The 15,857-nt window shown below is 39.8% G+C and carries 12 protein-coding genes; 4 read left to right on the top strand and 8 right to left on the bottom strand.

The window, feature by feature from the left end:
• The first annotated feature begins 323 nt into the window (after positions 1-323).
• Positions 324-1,331: a rod-share determining protein MreBH gene (gene mreBH, locus ACFO3P_RS03515; RefSeq protein WP_042533393.1), complete on the top strand. Its 1,008-nt coding sequence runs from the start codon at positions 324-326 to the stop codon at positions 1,329-1,331.
• A gap of 354 nt (positions 1,332-1,685) precedes the next feature.
• Here mreBH and ACFO3P_RS03510 read toward each other — a convergent pair whose 3' ends face one another.
• From ACFO3P_RS03510 to ACFO3P_RS03495, 4 genes are all read right to left on the bottom strand, one after another.
• Entirely contained in the window at positions 1,686-2,858 is a 1,173-nt protein-coding gene (locus ACFO3P_RS03510) for a saccharopine dehydrogenase family protein (RefSeq protein ID WP_289585339.1), read from the bottom strand.
• Positions 2,859-2,910: 52 nt separating this feature from the next.
• Positions 2,911-4,410 carry an aldehyde dehydrogenase family protein gene (locus ACFO3P_RS03505; protein ID WP_042533389.1) on the bottom strand — a complete coding sequence of 500 codons (1,500 nt, stop codon included), beginning with the start codon at positions 4,408-4,410 and terminating at the stop codon, positions 2,911-2,913.
• Between the two features lie 393 nt (positions 4,411-4,803).
• Positions 4,804-5,700, bottom strand: a complete 897-nt coding sequence (locus ACFO3P_RS03500; RefSeq protein WP_042533387.1) for a shikimate dehydrogenase — start codon at positions 5,698-5,700, stop codon at positions 4,804-4,806.
• A 31-nt stretch (positions 5,701-5,731) separates the two neighbouring features.
• On the bottom strand, positions 5,732-6,928 hold the full coding sequence (locus ACFO3P_RS03495; RefSeq protein ID WP_289585338.1) for an MFS transporter: 1,197 nt from the start codon (positions 6,926-6,928) through the stop codon (positions 5,732-5,734).
• Positions 6,929-7,372: 444 nt separating this feature from the next.
• Between ACFO3P_RS03495 and ACFO3P_RS03490 the strand changes: the two genes are divergently transcribed.
• Positions 7,373-8,728 (top strand): sodium-dependent transporter, encoded by a 1,356-nt coding sequence (locus tag ACFO3P_RS03490; protein ID WP_042533383.1) that lies wholly within the window; start codon positions 7,373-7,375, stop codon positions 8,726-8,728.
• A 587-nt stretch (positions 8,729-9,315) separates the two neighbouring features.
• A complete protein-coding gene (locus ACFO3P_RS03485) occupies positions 9,316-10,665 on the top strand; it encodes a CoA-disulfide reductase (RefSeq protein WP_289585337.1) in 1,350 nt (449 codons plus the stop codon).
• 35 nt (positions 10,666-10,700) lie between these two features.
• On the opposite strand, the gene ACFO3P_RS03480 is transcribed toward ACFO3P_RS03485, so the two are convergent.
• From ACFO3P_RS03480 to ACFO3P_RS03465, 4 genes are all read right to left on the bottom strand, one after another.
• The gene (locus ACFO3P_RS03480; protein ID WP_042533379.1) at positions 10,701-11,369 is read right to left on the bottom strand and encodes a hypothetical protein; all 669 of its coding nucleotides are present in this window, start codon (positions 11,367-11,369) and stop codon (positions 10,701-10,703) included.
• 312 nt (positions 11,370-11,681) lie between these two features.
• Complete coding sequence (locus ACFO3P_RS03475) at positions 11,682-13,568, bottom strand: ABC-F family ATP-binding cassette domain-containing protein (RefSeq protein ID WP_289585336.1); 1,887 nt, start codon at positions 13,566-13,568, stop codon at positions 11,682-11,684.
• Between the two features lie 30 nt (positions 13,569-13,598).
• On the bottom strand, positions 13,599-13,784 hold the full coding sequence (locus ACFO3P_RS03470; RefSeq protein WP_379542155.1) for a hypothetical protein: 186 nt from the start codon (positions 13,782-13,784) through the stop codon (positions 13,599-13,601).
• Between the two features lie 317 nt (positions 13,785-14,101).
• On the bottom strand, positions 14,102-14,620 hold the full coding sequence (locus ACFO3P_RS03465) for a TlpA family protein disulfide reductase (protein WP_289585334.1): 519 nt from the start codon (positions 14,618-14,620) through the stop codon (positions 14,102-14,104).
• Positions 14,621-14,718: 98 nt separating this feature from the next.
• On the opposite strand from ACFO3P_RS03465, the gene ACFO3P_RS03460 reads away from it, so the two are divergent.
• Positions 14,719-15,705 carry a P1 family peptidase gene (locus ACFO3P_RS03460; protein WP_289585333.1) on the top strand — a complete coding sequence of 329 codons (987 nt, stop codon included), beginning with the start codon at positions 14,719-14,721 and terminating at the stop codon, positions 15,703-15,705.
• The last annotated feature ends 152 nt before the right edge of the window (positions 15,706-15,857 follow it).

The raw sequence follows: 15,857 nt of genomic DNA, 5'->3' as shown, positions 1-15,857 counted from the left end.
TTGTCGTGATTTGTACATTATTACTATAAAGAATCAAAAAATGTAATCATTTAAATTTAGATATGTATATGTATGAAATGTATAAAAACGGATATGAAACAGACTGATATAAAGAAATGATTTTTCATTCTTTTTGAGGTTTATTGAATATTCACTTACAGAGGAAAATTAGAAATCCAATAAAAATAAGGCGTTGGAAAAGGAACTTCTTGGTCTTATTTACTGGTCTTTTTGAACACGTACTTATATGGAAAAGTGCCGTAGCTTATCTTTTCTGTCTAGAATCAAAAATAAAAATGGAATTATAATGGAGGATTTTATATATGTTTTCAAGTGCTGAAATTGGTATTGATTTAGGAACTGCAAATATTCTGGTGTATTCAAAATCAAAGGGAGTTGTTTTAAACGAACCTTGTGTAGTAGCAATTGACGTGAATACAAAGCAAGTAATGGCTGTCGGAACAGAAGCAAAGGAAATGGTCGGTAAGACGCCGAAGAATATCATCCCGATCCGTCCTTTAAAGGATGGGGTAATTGCAGATTATGACGTTACTGCTCAATTATTGAAAGAATTACTTAAAAAGGTAAGTAAAACATTGGGGATGTCCATGCGTAAACCGAATGTCATTGTATGTACCCCATCAGGCAGCACGAGTGTAGAAAGAAGAGCCATTCATAATGCGGTCTCAAGCTATGGCGCAAAACAAGTTCATTTAATTGAAGAACCTGTTGCTGCAGCAATCGGTGCGGATTTACCGGTGGATGAGCCTTATGCAAATGTGATCGTGGATATCGGAGGCGGTACCTCAGAGGTTGGTATCATTTCCTTTGGAGGTATTGTATCCTGTAACTCTGTACGTACTGCAGGAGATAAAATGGATGAAGAAATTATTCAGCATATCCGGAAGCAATATAATATTTTAATCGGAGAGCGCACTGCCGAAAATATCAAAATGGAAATTGGGTATGCACATCCAAATCATAAAGAAGAAACAATGGAAATCCGCGGCCGTGATATGGTTACTGGACTTCCAAAAACAATCGAAGTTACTTCTACCGAAATTTATGCGTCCTTAAAAGAATCTTTAGAACAAATTTTAGAAACGATTCGTTCAACATTAGAAGAATGCCCGCCAGAATTGAGTGGTGACATCGTTGATAACGGGATTGTTCTTACAGGCGGCGGTTCTCAACTAAACGGTATGCAGGAGTGGCTTGCTGAAGAGCTTAGCGTTCCTGTTCATATTGCTCCAAATCCGTTAGAATCTGTTGCTATTGGAACTGGACGGGCGTTGAAAATGATTCACAAATTACAAAAAGCAGCAAAATAGAATTTATTTTTCTCTGAGGTGCACCCAGAAATAGAATAAATTGTGCTATTTAATTCCTTTTTGATCTATCATAATCATATACGGGGACTTATAATCCCTGTATATGATTAAAATAGCTTTTCCTTTTAAAAATTAGAGTTTTAAAGGGCTTTTTAAAGCTGTCTAAAAGAATGGTTAGAAAGAAACGAAGCAACGAGCTCACTTAGTTTCTCTCTCCATCTTTTATATTTAAAGTACAATCGTCTCTTTTGAGTAAAATCAACCAAAGGTTCTTCCTTTTTTAAAAATACCAATAGGGGAGTTCTTTTTCTCGTGCTCTTTAATGAAATCGTTTTCTGTATTAATTTATCTTTGTCAAGAAACTGTGGACTGTGTTTCCATCGATATTTTTTCTTTTATTATTACTCCCCTTTTCGCCATTTCGTTAATATAAGCTTTTCCCGGGATGATTTTTTCAGGCGGATACACTCCTTTTTTGGTGATAACCCTTCCTGCAATCATCTGTGCAGCAATAGATATGGTGTTTGCTGTCGCCCGTGCCATCGCCGTCACGCCTGTCTCCTGATCTTTATACGTTACCATTTCATAGGTGAATATTGTTTCTACACGCTTATTATAGCCTGTAATCACAGCACGTAATAAAACAGCATCCTCTTTATCCTTTAAATCAACAATGGGGTCAAGCACCTTCAGCAAAACCTTGCGGGGGCTGACTTTTACGCCATCGATAACCACCTCATAATTGTTTCTGGTTAAATTCAAATCGACCAGTAGCTTGAATTTTTCTGCATGCCCGGGATAACGTATTGTTTTATATTCTAATGTCTCTAAATAAGGAAAAGACTTTGTCAGTGTTGACGTTCCGCCTGAGGTGTGAAATGCCTCCAACTCTCCAAAATCAGCAAATTCTATCGGCTCTATTTCAGATAAGGATGGCACGGTGATTAATTTATGATTCCGGATAATCTCTGATGGATCGGTATAATGATCTAATACACCTTCCATAGAAAATACATGATTATATTTTAAAGGAGCTTCCGGCTGGACAGGAATCCCGCCTACAAATAATTGAATGGAAGCTGCTTTTTCTAATTTGCTGGCACCATAACCGGATAATATATTGATCATACCGGGGGCTACACCTAAATCAGGGATAATCGTTACACCGGCAGCCCTCGCCTCTCCTTCCAGCTCCAGCACTTTATCCGTAATATGGTCAATATGACCTCCCAGATCTACGACCGAGGTGCCCACTTTGATGCCTGTTTTCGCAACCGTCTCATTAAAGGTATAAAATAAAGCATTCACTACTACATCAAAACGGCTCATAAAATCAGCGAGCTCCGCTTCATTTTTTGCATTTACCTGATAGGCCGTCATCAGAGGCGATTGAAGCTGATAACAAATATCCTGAGCCCGCCCTAAATCGATATCTGCAAGACCAATTTCTTTGATGCCCTCACTATTTGCCAAATCTCTTGCAACCTCTTTTCCCATGAGGCCGGTTCCTAACACTCCTATTTTCATGCTAATTCCTCCTTTTCGCTTCCTGCTTTTCAAGGCAACCTATCATGATAGTCTATGCATCTGTATCAATTTGGGCACGCTGCAGCTTCCCGCTATAATCGACATAGACTGCCTTCCATTCTGTAAAAACATCAAGCGCCTGCACACCGGAATCACGATGGCCATTCCCCGTGCCCTTTGTTCCTCCAAAAGGTAAATGGATTTCCGCTCCTGTTGTTCCGGCATTGACGTAAACAATCCCCGTATCTAAATCACGCTGCGCTTGAAAAACTCGATTGACATCCTTGGTGAATATAGAACTGGATAAGCCATACTTCACCTTATTATTTGCAGCAATGGCTTCTTCAAAATTATTTACTTCAATGAGTGAAACAACCGGCCCAAAAATTTCTTCCTGTGCAATTCGCATATCTATCGAAACGTCAGTAAATAGCGTCGGTTCAAAGTAAAAGCCTTTCTCATAATTTTCTACAGTAAGCTGTTTGCCGCCAGCAGCTAATTTTGCTCCTTCTTCTTTCCCAATTTCTATATATTTTAAGATTTTATCTAAGCCGGTCTGATTAATGATTGGACCAATCTTATTATTGGAATCAAGTCCATCTCCTATCGTCAGGTTTTTCATCGCTTTTAATAAACGTTCTTCCAGTGTTTTTCGAACAGCCTTATGGACAATAACGCGGCTGCAGGCGGTACAGCGCTGGCCGCTTGTTCCAAAGGCGCTCCAGAGAATCCCTTCTACGGCTAAATCAATATCTGCATCTTCCATTACAATCACAGCATTCTTCCCGCCCATTTCAAGGGAAACCTTTTTCAATTGTTTCCCGCATTCCGTTGCTACCTTTCTGCCTGTTTCATTGGAGCCGGTGAATGAAATAACACGGATTGCATCATGCTCAATCATTGCCTGCCCGACGATAGCACCAGAACCATAGACAACTTGAAGAATTCCTTTTGGCAGTCCTGCTTCCTCAAAAATCCTTGCTAATTCATTTGCCATAAGCGGGGTTTCCGAGGAAGGCTTCCAGATAACTGCATTCCCGGAAACAATTGCTGGAAACGATTTCCATGTCGCAATTGCAATCGGGAAATTCCATGGCGTGATAATCCCGACCACCCCGACTGGGCATCTCTCGCTCATCGCAAATTTATCCTTTAATTCAGAAGGGGTAGTCTGCCCAAATAAACGCCTTCCCTCTCCTGCCATATAAAAAGCCATATCGATTCCTTCTTGAACCTCTCCCCGTGCTTCTTCAATGACTTTCCCGTTTTCCAATGTTAATAGCTGAGATAACCTTTCCTTCCGTTCCTTCATCATTGTTCCTGCTTTATACAATAGTTCTGCACGCTGCGGCGCAGGTACCAGTGCCCACTCCCTTTGTGCAATACGTGCTGATTCTGCTGCCTGTGTAATTGCTTCTGCACCGGAATTAGGAACTTCTGCAATTACTTCTCCATTTGCCGGATTATAGACCTTTTCCTTATTTGTTACCTCTGTCCATTCACCGTTAATAAAGTTTTTTAAATTTCTCTCTTCTTTTGTAAGCGTTATCATTTTGATTTCCTCCCTTTTAAAAAATGATTCAATCACATTTCTCAGGTAAGTTCATTCATCAAATTGATTTGAGATGATTATAAAATTCATATAGCTTGAAATACGCTGACCGTTTCCCGGACTCTTTGAAAGATTCAAAAAGATTAATTTGGTCTTGCGTTCTTCTTTCTCACAAAATAATTTACTCTTTCTAATTTTAGTATAATGGAACTGCCAATATGTTTACAACTAATTTCAAATAATTTTCAGAAATTGACATATATACTTACATTGACTTATGTTTGACGGATAATAGACAGTCTTCATCTTCACCGTTAAAAAAATTAGCTGGATAAAGTCCGGTTAAAACCAAACTGCATCCAGCCAATCAAACGCTTTTTTAGGTTGCTTCAATTAAAACATGATTTTTTTTATTTTTTCACGAGGCATTTCCTCACCAGTGAATTTTTCGAATGCAAGCGCCCCCTGCCAAAGCATCATGCCAAGGCCATTAATCGCTGTACTGCCACCTTCTGCTGCTTGCTGGAGCAGCTTTGAGCGCTGCGGGTTGTACACTACATCGGTAACAACAAGATCATCACGAAGCACGTCTAACGTATCGTCGATAATGCTCAGATCATCAAGCGGCTTCATACCAAGGCTTGTAGCATTAGCAAGAACGAGGCTTTCAGCAACTTCGCGGCGAAATGCTTCTTTATCCTCAAGCGGTAAAATATTTGCTTTTACTTGGTATTCTTGCATTTCTTCATTGATGTATTTCACGTTTTTTTCTGCATTGCTGAAAAATTTATCATCACGGGCGAAAACACTAATTTCCCGGATACCTGATTGAACAAGCTGCGTGGCAATTGGTGTAGCAACCCCGCCAGAACCAACTAATGTGACTTTTTGTCCTTTAAGTTCGACGCCGTGTTCAAGCAAATTAGACACATAACCAAGCCCGTCTGTGTTATATCCTTTTAGCTTGCCGTTTTCGTTCACAACAGTATTGACAGCACCAGCATGCTTCGCACCTTCATCAAGCTCGTCCAAGTATTGAATCACTTCCATTTTGTTTGGCATCGATATGTTAAACCCAATAGCTCCTATAGCTTTCATACCTTCTACAGCCTTCTCTAATTCATCGTTGCCTACTTCAAATGCAAGGTATGCATAATTTAAATCTTTCAGCGTATAGCCTAAGTTGTGCATACGCGGAGATAAGCTGTGCCCAATCGGTGTAGCGAGAAGCCCAACCAATTTCGTGTAACCATCTATTTTTTCTAAGTTTTTTTCAAAATCTGCTGCCATCCTATCCATCTCCTCTATTTTATTCTTACCCTTAAGAAAAAATCTTTTTTCTTCGGGAAGCGATATAAAGTGCTAACAGAATACCCAGTACTGCAATCACCATATCAAACACAAGGGTCATGCTGATTCCAATATAACCAACAAGTGACCCGGTAATGATTGGAACCAAAATAAAAGCGGCACTTGATGCAATATTTACATAAGCTGTTGTTGTTCCTTTGTTTTTCCGGAAAAAATCAGTCATGATACTTAACGCCAGCTGGAAAAGTCCTGAGGTAAATAATCCTAATAAGAAGGTGCTGACCAGAACAACCGGGTAGGACTCAACAAAGAACAGTAAAAGCATTGCAATAAAAGCTATAATTGGATAAACGATTAAAACAGTAATCGGCTTAATAAATCGATCCAGAACTACAGCAAGCAATATTACTGAAACCAGAGCACCAACGCTGAAATAGCTGAGCAGCTGAACAGAATTATGTTCACTTAAGCCGATAAACTGTTCGCCAAGTTCAGGTAACCATGTTTGCCAAACAACAAATAATGCCGTTGAAGTAAAACCAATTAAGATAATAGCAAGGCCTTCTCGCATCATGGATGGCTTGGCTTTTAATGCTTTCTTATCCTGTTCTTTATCTGATTCCTCATCTTCTGAAGCATCGCCATTTTCTACGTCAGGGAAAGGCATAAAGAACAAGTAAACGCCGCTAATGACATAAAGAATACCGAGGATAAAGAATGACCATCCCCAAAATATGCCATTTGCTGCTAAAAAGGAAATCAAGAATGGTAAAACGGTTGCTCCAATAGAGACAAAAGCTTTAACTAAAACAGTTGCTGTGCTCGATTTTTTCGGAAATGATTCAATCAGCGCCGGGTATGTCCCAGAATCCAATAACGAGTTAGCAATCCCAGCAGTAATCGCGAATGCAAATGCTAAATAATAGCTTGATGTCAGCGGCATACCGAGCAAAAACAGTAAATACAAAAAACTCGCCGCAATAATAATTGGCTTACGGCCGATTTTGTCAGAAAGCCTGCCCACAAAAAATAAAGCCGCTAATTTCCCAATACCGATAGCTGAAACGAGAAAACTGACCTGAGAGGGAGTCACATCATACAGTCGAGATAAATTACCCATATTAGAAGCAATAATAATATTGATCATGCCGAGCATGAAAAAGTTTAAATAGAGGCCAATTGAGGTCTTTATATAAGGATTGTTCAACTTCTGTCCTCTCCTTTTGTTGTTACTAATTGATATACTTAGAATTAGTATTAGTATGAGCGGCTTAGAAAAATCTATTCTCCTTCATTAATGGGCTTTTCTTGCTTTATATTGGAAAGACTAAGAAAACCAAAAATATCACTTAGTTTTTTAAACATCCGTATTCTTGCTAAGAAGATGTCCACTGCGGGAAGCGAAGTGTATTTCCGCGGCCTAAGATTACTCACTCCAAAAAACCTGTTGGAGCGGTTATATCCAGCTATTTCTATAACCATTCTTATTCTTTAGGAAAGGTTGTCCTTTATTAAAAGGCTCTAAAGGATATCCCAGTACTCAAAGGAATCGATAAAGTTATGTTTATGCCAGAATAAAACTCCCCGCTGAAGGAAGCTCCGTTTTATGATATACTGGACATTGATTTTATAGAGGAAGGATTTTACGAATATGGAAAAACAGACAGAACAATGGTCAACAAGACTTGGATTTATTTTATCCTCTGCCGGTGCCGCAGTCGGTTTGGGTGCTATCTGGAAATTCCCTTACATGACCGGGATGAACGGCGGGGGAGCATTTTTCTTTATATTTATATTATTTACTGTTCTGATTGGCCTTCCGCTGCTTATTGCCGAATTTGTTATTGGCCGCGGCGCCCAGAAGGAAGCTGTCAGCGCTTATCAAAAACTAACCCTCAAACGGAGTATCTTTTCATTTATTGGGCATTGGGGCGTTGCCGGGGCTTTTATTTTAATGTCCTTTTACAGTGTTGTCGGGGGCTGGGTACTGATTTACAGTCTGATGTCTATCCCAGGTATGGTTATCTCAGATAACGGTGATTATGCTGCTTTATTTGATACCATTACCGGAAACCCGCTGCTTACGATTGCAGGACTCGCATTCTTCGTATTTTTAAATTCCTTTGTTATCTCTAATGGGATTCAGAATGGTATTGAAAAATATAGTAAAATACTGATGCCTTTATTATTTCTTTTTTTCATTATTATCGTGATTCGTGCATTAACCTTTGAAGGTGCCATGGAAGGCGTACGTTTCTTCCTGCAGCCTGATTTTTCCCAGTTAAATGGTGAAAATATTTTATATGCATTGGGACAGGCCTTCTTTTCACTGGCAATCGGAATCTCTGTAATGGTAACCTACAGCTCGTATCTGGCTAAAAATGTCAGCTTAACAAAATCAGCAGCTTCTGTTTCTGTTATGAACATTCTGGTATCCTTACTTGCCGGATTAGCGATCTTTCCAATTGTATTCTCATTTGGTCTTGAACCGACGGAAGGACCTGGATTATTATTTATCGTTCTTCCGGAAGCATTCTCGCAAATGCCTTTTGGTGAATTATTCTTGAGCTTGTTCTTGTTCTTATTCTTATTTGCGATTTTAACTTCTTCGTTTAGTATGCTGGAGATTATTACCTCTTCAGTGAATGAAAGAGTAAAAGCTTCCCGGAAACAAATTGCCTGGGTTGCCGGAGTGGCCGTATTTATCTTCGGGATACCAGCCGCTTTATCATCCAATGCCCTTGCTGATTTTCACATTTTCGGAAAAACAGCATTCGACGCAAGTGATTTCTTAGTCAGCAACATTATGCTTCCTGTCGGCTGTTTATTTATCGCCTTATTTGTAGGATTTAAAATGAATCGTGCATTAGTCGAGCAAGAATTTCATGCAGGAAATCCTTTTGGCAACGGAATGTTCCAAGTATGGTACCAGATATTACGTTGGGTTGCCCCAATTACAATCGTGATTGTTTTCCTTTATTCACTTGGAATATTCGAGCTGTTTTAATAAAGCGAATAAAATCTCTCTGCTTTTGCAGGGAGATTTTTTTAAAGAATAAGAAAGCATATAAAAAAATGCTGAATACAGCCGCTCCAGAATTTGTGTTATTTCTTTATAAAAAAGTAAATAAAACATAGTTATTCTTAGATGAGAGCGGATGTTGTCGACTCCTGCGGGAAAAGCAACAGGTGAAGACCCCGCAAAAAAAAAGTGAACTTCTTTTTTTCTACCCGCGGGGCATAAGTGCGACTTTGCTTCTGTCTGCGCCTGTCGGCTTGCCAATCAGCAAGTCTTCTGTAAAGGAGATGAGCTCGGGGCCCATGGAATGCGTAGTGTCTTTCTGGGGTTGCGATTACTCACCCAACCATAACCCGTCGCAGCGGTCGCATTAACCTGACAACATTGAAGATTACTCGCCCCATCGAAAACTGTCGGAGCGGACATCTCCTTGGCAAGAACACCGATGTTTTAAGTGGTGTTCTTGTTTTTTTATTGCATAAACACTTTTTAAATCGGACAATAACGGGAACTATATAGTAATGAACTAATACTATGCTATTTTAAGAAGCCATTTGGAAAGGAGCCATTTGAGTATGGTAAATAAAATTGTTATTGTCGGCGGTGTCGGCGGCGGTGCTACGGTCGCAGCACAAATACGGAGAAACGACCCCAATTCTGAAATTCATATTCTTGAACGATCTGGTTATGTATCCTTTGCTAACTGCGGAATGCCCTATTTTATTGGAGGAGAAATTACGGACCGGGATCGGGTGATTTATTCTGAAAATGATTTTGCAGAGAAATATCAGCTTTCTATTGAAACCTATGCAGAGGTTACACATATTGAAAGAGAAAAGAAAACCATTTTCTTTGAAAAAAATAATAAACCCTATGAGATGGACTATGATACATTGATTCTTTCTCCCGGAGCACGGGCTGTTATGCCGGATTTAGATGGTATGGAATCCAATACGTTCACATTGCGGATCATCGAGGATATGGACCGGATAGAAGCATTTATTTCAGATAAAAAACCAAAAACAGCAGCCATTATCGGCGGCGGATTTGTCGGCTTGGAAATGCTTGAGAATCTGCATAGAAGAGGACTCCAATGCTCGCTTGTCGACCATTCCGAGCATGTCATGTCAAGGTTAGATGCTGATATGGCAAGCCATGTCGATGAACATATAACAGAGAACGGGGTAGATCTTTATCTGAATGATAAATTGGAAAGTTACTCCAATCACGGCACTACCCTGCATCTTCAAAGCGGAAAAAGCCTTCAGGCAGATATGACATTAATGGCTGTCGGTATTACACCAAATATTGAGCTGGCAAAAGATGCTGGCTTGGAATTAGGAGAAACCGGGGCAATTAAAGTGAATGATGTCATGCAGACCAGCGACCCTGCTATTTATGCGCTGGGAGATGCTGTCGAGGAAGTTGATTTTATTACAAAAAAGCCAGCACATGTAGCATTGGCATGGCCGGCGCATCGTCAGGCTTTTGTTATTGCATCCCATTTAAACGGCGAAAAGATTCAGCGTGACGGGATTTTAGGTTCATCTATTTTCCGTGTTTTTGATTTAACGGTTGCTATCACCGGGCAAAATGAAGATGCGTTGGATAAATTAGATATCCCTTTTGAAGCAGTTCTGTCCAAAGGTTATTCTCATGCCGGCTACTATCCCGGTTCGGAAAAGCTCTGGATGAAGATTGTATTTGACCCGAAATCCGGACAATTATTAGGAGGCAGTGTTATCGGGCCAAAGGGAGCGGATAAGCGCATGGCCGTATTAGCCACAGCAATTAAAGGAAAACTCACTGTAGATGATTTAACCGACCTGGAGCTTGGCTACAACCCGATTTATTCAGGCTCTAAGGATGCTATTAATATTTTAGGATATAAAGCAAGGGAACAATGGAGAAAAGCAAATAAATGACACAAGCCGGCTGATAACATCCAGCCGGCTTGTTTTTAATGATCTTCAAATTGATAAACTAATTCATATCTTGTTTCATCTAATAATTCTGCAACATGCACACGGACGCCGTGACCAAATACAATCTCATCATCCGTCATCGCTACAATCATCGCCCGGGTATTATTATGGATATCCAAATAAATATCCCCGACAGCAGGCTGTAATGCATCATCATTCTCTGCTAAATAAGAAATCGATTCATCCTGCAGCTGTTTTTCTTCCGGAACAAGGGATTTATCGAAATAAGCAATTTCTTGGCTTGCCTCGGCTTTCCCTGGAACCATCACAACATATTCACTATGTTTAACACCATTATCGCGTGTTGTAATTACATTTCCGTCTTCTACCCGCTCTACCTTCTCGATTTCATTTAATGAATAATGGTCTAAAAAGTCCGGAGTAGGCTTCACAATCAAAATATAATCACCAGCTTTTGGTTTTGCATATTGATCAATCGTATATCTTTTACCATAAAAAATAAATGTATCATTATGTTTAGGACGGTAAAAATTAATATCTTTTGCGGTTGTTAATACTTGTTTCATATCCTTTAACCGATACATGTGAACAGATTTTTTGAACATTGGTTTGACAGAATATACCTTATGCAATTCATTTTCATAAAATACAAACTGACCTTTTCTTACTTGAAAAAGCTTCATTTAATGACCTCCTTGATTAATCAATTCCAAAATAAGGTACGCTCTTCTTCTCTATATTCCCTTATACTCGTAAAAATGAAACATGTAAAAACTTTTCTTTTCAATTTGAGAAGTGATAGATTGTTTTAATTGAGGATCAGGGACTAATATTGCTATGCGCAATAAAAGAAGCTTTAGCTAGTTACAGGTGCGTTCAGCGCCTTCACACTAGACTTTTTTAACCTATCTGGTGATTTTCCAACGTAAGTATAACACGCGAAACAACCGAATGCTACCCAGTTTTTGTATAACTTCAAAATTAATTTCACCAAATCATTTTCCTGATTCAAAGCTTTCTTTCAATAATGATAATTCTTCCCAGCGTTGCATCTTTTCTTCTAATTTATCTTCTACCTCTTGCTGTTCTGTAAATAAAGGCTGTACCTTGCCAATATCACTTCCAGCTTCCGCAATTTCCTGTTCAATTTCGGTCAATCGTGATTCGAGCTGAGTAATTTCATCCTCTATTGTTTCCCACTCACGCTGTTCCATGTAAGATAATTTCTTTTTCGTTTTTACAGATACAGCCGCTTTTGATTCTTTCGGAACTGAAGCCTTTGTCTGCTTTGGAATCGCGTTGGTTTCCAGGAATTCGCTGTAGTTTCCATAATAAACAGAAACCTCCCCTTCCCCTTTGAATACAAAAAGCTTGTCTACAATACGGTCCAGGAAATAACGATCATGCGAAACGGTAACTACGACTCCTGGAAACGACTCCAGATATTCTTCTAAAACAGCCAGCGTTTGCGTATCTAGATCATTTGTCGGTTCATCTAAAAACAAAACATTTGGTTCATGCATCAATACTTTGAGTAAATAAAGGCGCCGTTTCTCACCGCCTGATAACGTGCGTATATAAGACCATTGCTGTGCTCTTGGAAATAGAAATTGCTCCAGCAGCTGCTCTGCGGTAATTACCTGACCATCTGCAGTATGCATGACTTCGGCTACTTCTTTAATATACTCGATAATACGCAAATCTCCATCCAAATCTTCGTCATCCTGGGTATAATAACCGATTCGCACTGTCTCGCCGATCTTTACCTCTCCCTTATCAGGCGAAATACGCTCTGCCATCATATTGAGCAAGGTTGTTTTACCTGTACCATTAGGACCTATAATACCAATTCTGTCCCCAGGAATAATCTGATAGGAGAAATCATGAATCAGTGTCTGCCGGCCAAAATCCTTTGAGATTTCCGTCAGGTCAATAACGTCATTTCCAAGCCGCTTCGAGCCCGCTTGAATAGCAAGATTTTCTTTTTTCGTATCAAATTTCTTTTCCTTCATTTCCTCTGCCCGTTCGACCCGGGCACGCTGCTTCGTCGACCTCGCCTTAGCCCCTCGTTTCAGCCAGGCAAGTTCTCGCTTTAATGTATTGCGATGCTTTTGCTCATCACTTATTTCCTGCGCTTCTCGTTCTGCTTTTTTCTCTAAAAACAGTTCATAATTCCCTTCATAAACATAGAGATTTCCTTTATCCAGTTCAAAAATACGATTAGTTACCCGGTTCAGAAAGTAACGGTCATGCGTCACTAATAAAATCGAGCCGCGATAGCTCTGTAAATATTTCTCCAGCCATTCGACCGTTTCGTGATCAAGATGGTTGGTAGGCTCATCTAAAATAAGCAGATCAGCAGGCTGAATCAGCGCTTTAGCAATAGCAACCCTTTTCCGTTGTCCGCCAGATAACTCATGAACCTTCTTGTCAAAAGCTGTAATCCCAAGCTTTGTTAAAATAGTTTTTGCATTGGCATTAGCCTCCCATGCCTCTGCCTGATCCATTTTTTGCTGCAGCTGTAACAGCTTCCCCTGAAACGACTCGTTCTCCGGTTCCTTCTCCAAATTTAACAGGGCTTGTTCATAAGCACGCATCAGTCTCATTTGCTCTGATTCTCCATAGTAAATCTGCTCAATCACAGTTAAATCCTCATAAAGATCCATTTCCTGTGCAATATATTCAATCTGATAATCCTTTGCGTGTTTTATTTCACCTTGATCCGGATCATCTATTCCTGCAATGACTTTTAAGAAGCTTGACTTCCCTGTTCCATTCACGCCAATCAAACCGATTCGCTCCAATTCACCGATGGCCGTATGGATATTTGTAAACAGATTTTTATCTCCATAAGACTTGCTGATATTTTCAATACGTAACATCACGCATCACTTCCTTCATAAAAATATGGATTATGATTTATCAGACTCTTTCTTTTCCTTAATCCACGTCTTAACCATTAGAACGATAAGTAATAATAACCATGAAGTAACTAAGTAGAAAATAAGCTGACTGGCTTGACTCATCTCTTGGAAAAATGTAAGTAGGCCAACCCATACAATGAGAATAATCACAAATTGTCCAAGCAGTAATTTCATTTCTAACGCCTCCTTAAAGTTTAGGTTATCTATGTATTCTTGATTTTACTATCTATAAAAAAACGCCTAACGTATATTTTATCGCATACGCAGGCATTTTTCTATCTATATTCATTATCTTTTCGTAAAGGAGCCGTTCATTTATTCATGTTTAATTAAAAATCCTGATCCTTATCGATGTTCAAACGCAGCCTCTATTATAACGCCATAAAACGAAACTTCACTCCGTGGGAGTTTTACGGACGGTCCTCCGTGATAAAACAAGTATTTCCGCTTATAGATAAAGGTTTTCATGCTTGTTTTTAAATCTTTACGAATTATTCTTTCTTCATCTGCTCAAACTGCTTCACCATCTGCTCATAACTTAAAGCTCCAATCGATTTAAATTGAATGATTCCTTCTGCATCAACCATATACGTCACGGGAATCGGCTGAATTCGATACAAATTACTGACTTCGCCTTCTTTATCTAATAAAACAGGAAAGGTCAGTTCAAGTTCTTGGATAAATTGCCCCACTTGCTCCGTACTCATTTCTTCATCCGTTAAGTTTACGGAAAGAATGACTGGATCATGCCCCTGATAAAACCGCTCCATATCCGGCATTTCCTGCTTGCAAGGCGGACACCAGGTTGCCCAGAAATTAATCATGACCCGCTCGCCTTGAAAGTCAGACAATTGCAGGGTTTCCCCGTCAAGTGTTTCCAGCGTGAAATCCGGCGCTTTATCCCCAATCTCTGTTCCCTCCTGCACTCCCTCTGCATATGCAGGGTGTATTGTTAGTAAAAAAAGAAGCAAACTAATCATTAATATGTTAATTTTTTTATTTCTCCTCATTTAATCACCTCTGTCTTAATTTCTCCGATACCGTCTATGCCATACAAACGTTATCCCGTTTGTTATAATTTACTTAAAAATGAAAGGTTTTGAAGTGTATGACATTACCAAAAGGAACAAAAAACTGTATTACAGATGTCCCCGACGTGCAAGTAGGTCACGTGACGCTGTATGAGCACCTGAATGAAACAGATACGATTTGCACGGGAGTTACAGCTATATTGCCTCATTCCGGAAATATATTCAGAAAAAAAGTTATCGCTGGAAATGCTGTTATTAATGGATTTGGGAAAACGACAGGGTTAATGCAGATAGACGAGCTTGGTGTTTTAGAAGCCCCTATTATGCTGACAAATACCCTAAGTGTCGGAGCAGTGATGCAGGGAACCTTAGCTTATATGCTGGAGGAGACAGAAGAAATCGGTGATACAGCAGGCACAATCAATTTAGTTGTGGGGGAATGCAATGACGGGTACTTGAACAGCATCCGCTTACAAGCTGTCAAACCGGAGCATGTTGGAAATGCTATTCAAAACGCAACATCCGAAAGCAGTCTGGAAGGAGCAGTGGGTGCCGGAACCGGCATGCAGTGTTTAGGATATAAAGGAGGCATTGGCACTTCTTCCAGAATCATCTCTGCTGAAAACAAAAAATATACGCTTGGCACACTAGTTGTAAGTAATTTTGGCAGACGTGAACAGGCTTTATTTCCTGTGAATTCTACAGAAAATCCGGATACACCTGACGGATCGATTATGATGATTCTTGCTACAGACGCTCCATTTTCCGACCGCCAGCTTAAACGGCTTGCCAAGCGTTGTGCAGTTGGGCTGGGGAGAACAGGGAGCACGATAGATAATGGAAGCGGAGATATCGCTATCGCCTTTTCCACAGCCGCAAAAATTGAGCATCATGCCAATCAGATAACTGAGCCTATGACAATGATTCGAGACGATCATCCAATCTTGAACCAATTTTTCCAGGGTGTTGCAGAAGTGATTGAAGAAGCCATTTACCGTTCCTTACAGCAGGCAGAAACAACTGTGGGACGCGGAGGGAGAACATTGGAAAGGGCACCGATTTAAGAATTCTTTTTATTGGGGGTTCTATGTCAAATGTGGTGGTGGAAAATCATTCCTCCACCTCTTTATTTATAAGCTTGCTTCAGCACAAGCTTGACCTCTTGTTGCCATAGAATTTTCTTTCTCATTCGTTCAAAATTTTTAATTCCATAAGA

It is taken from the genome of Oceanobacillus aidingensis (assembly GCF_042654105.1).
Classification (GTDB): Bacteria; Bacillota; Bacilli; order Bacillales; family Amphibacillaceae; genus Oceanobacillus; species Oceanobacillus oncorhynchi.
The sequence above is the reverse complement of the archived record's forward strand: the minus strand, read 5'-3'. Positions and strand labels throughout refer to the sequence as shown.

What these genes read in the sequence shown, in the direction of transcription:
- ACFO3P_RS03480 (WP_042533379.1), bottom strand. Translation starts at nt 11,369, where the DNA reads ATGAAGCTTTTTCAAGTAAGAAAAGGTCAGTTTGTATTTTATGAAAAT.
- ACFO3P_RS03485 (WP_289585337.1), top strand. Translation starts at nt 9,316, where the DNA reads ATGGTAAATAAAATTGTTATTGTCGGCGGTGTCGGCGGCGGTGCTACG.
- ACFO3P_RS03510 (WP_289585339.1), bottom strand. Translation starts at nt 2,858, where the DNA reads ATGAAAATAGGAGTGTTAGGAACCGGCCTCATGGGAAAAGAGGTTGCA.
- ACFO3P_RS03490 (WP_042533383.1), top strand. Translation starts at nt 7,373, where the DNA reads ATGGAAAAACAGACAGAACAATGGTCAACAAGACTTGGATTTATTTTA.
- ACFO3P_RS03470 (WP_379542155.1), bottom strand. Translation starts at nt 13,784, where the DNA reads ATGAAATTACTGCTTGGACAATTTGTGATTATTCTCATTGTATGGGTT.
- ACFO3P_RS03500 (WP_042533387.1), bottom strand. Translation starts at nt 5,700, where the DNA reads ATGGCAGCAGATTTTGAAAAAAACTTAGAAAAAATAGATGGTTACACG.
- ACFO3P_RS03505 (WP_042533389.1), bottom strand. Translation starts at nt 4,410, where the DNA reads ATGATAACGCTTACAAAAGAAGAGAGAAATTTAAAAAACTTTATTAAC.
- mreBH (WP_042533393.1), top strand. Translation starts at nt 324, where the DNA reads ATGTTTTCAAGTGCTGAAATTGGTATTGATTTAGGAACTGCAAATATT.
- ACFO3P_RS03465 (WP_289585334.1), bottom strand. Translation starts at nt 14,620, where the DNA reads ATGAGGAGAAATAAAAAAATTAACATATTAATGATTAGTTTGCTTCTT.
- ACFO3P_RS03475 (WP_289585336.1), bottom strand. Translation starts at nt 13,568, where the DNA reads ATGTTACGTATTGAAAATATCAGCAAGTCTTATGGAGATAAAAATCTG.
- ACFO3P_RS03460 (WP_289585333.1), top strand. Translation starts at nt 14,719, where the DNA reads ATGACATTACCAAAAGGAACAAAAAACTGTATTACAGATGTCCCCGAC.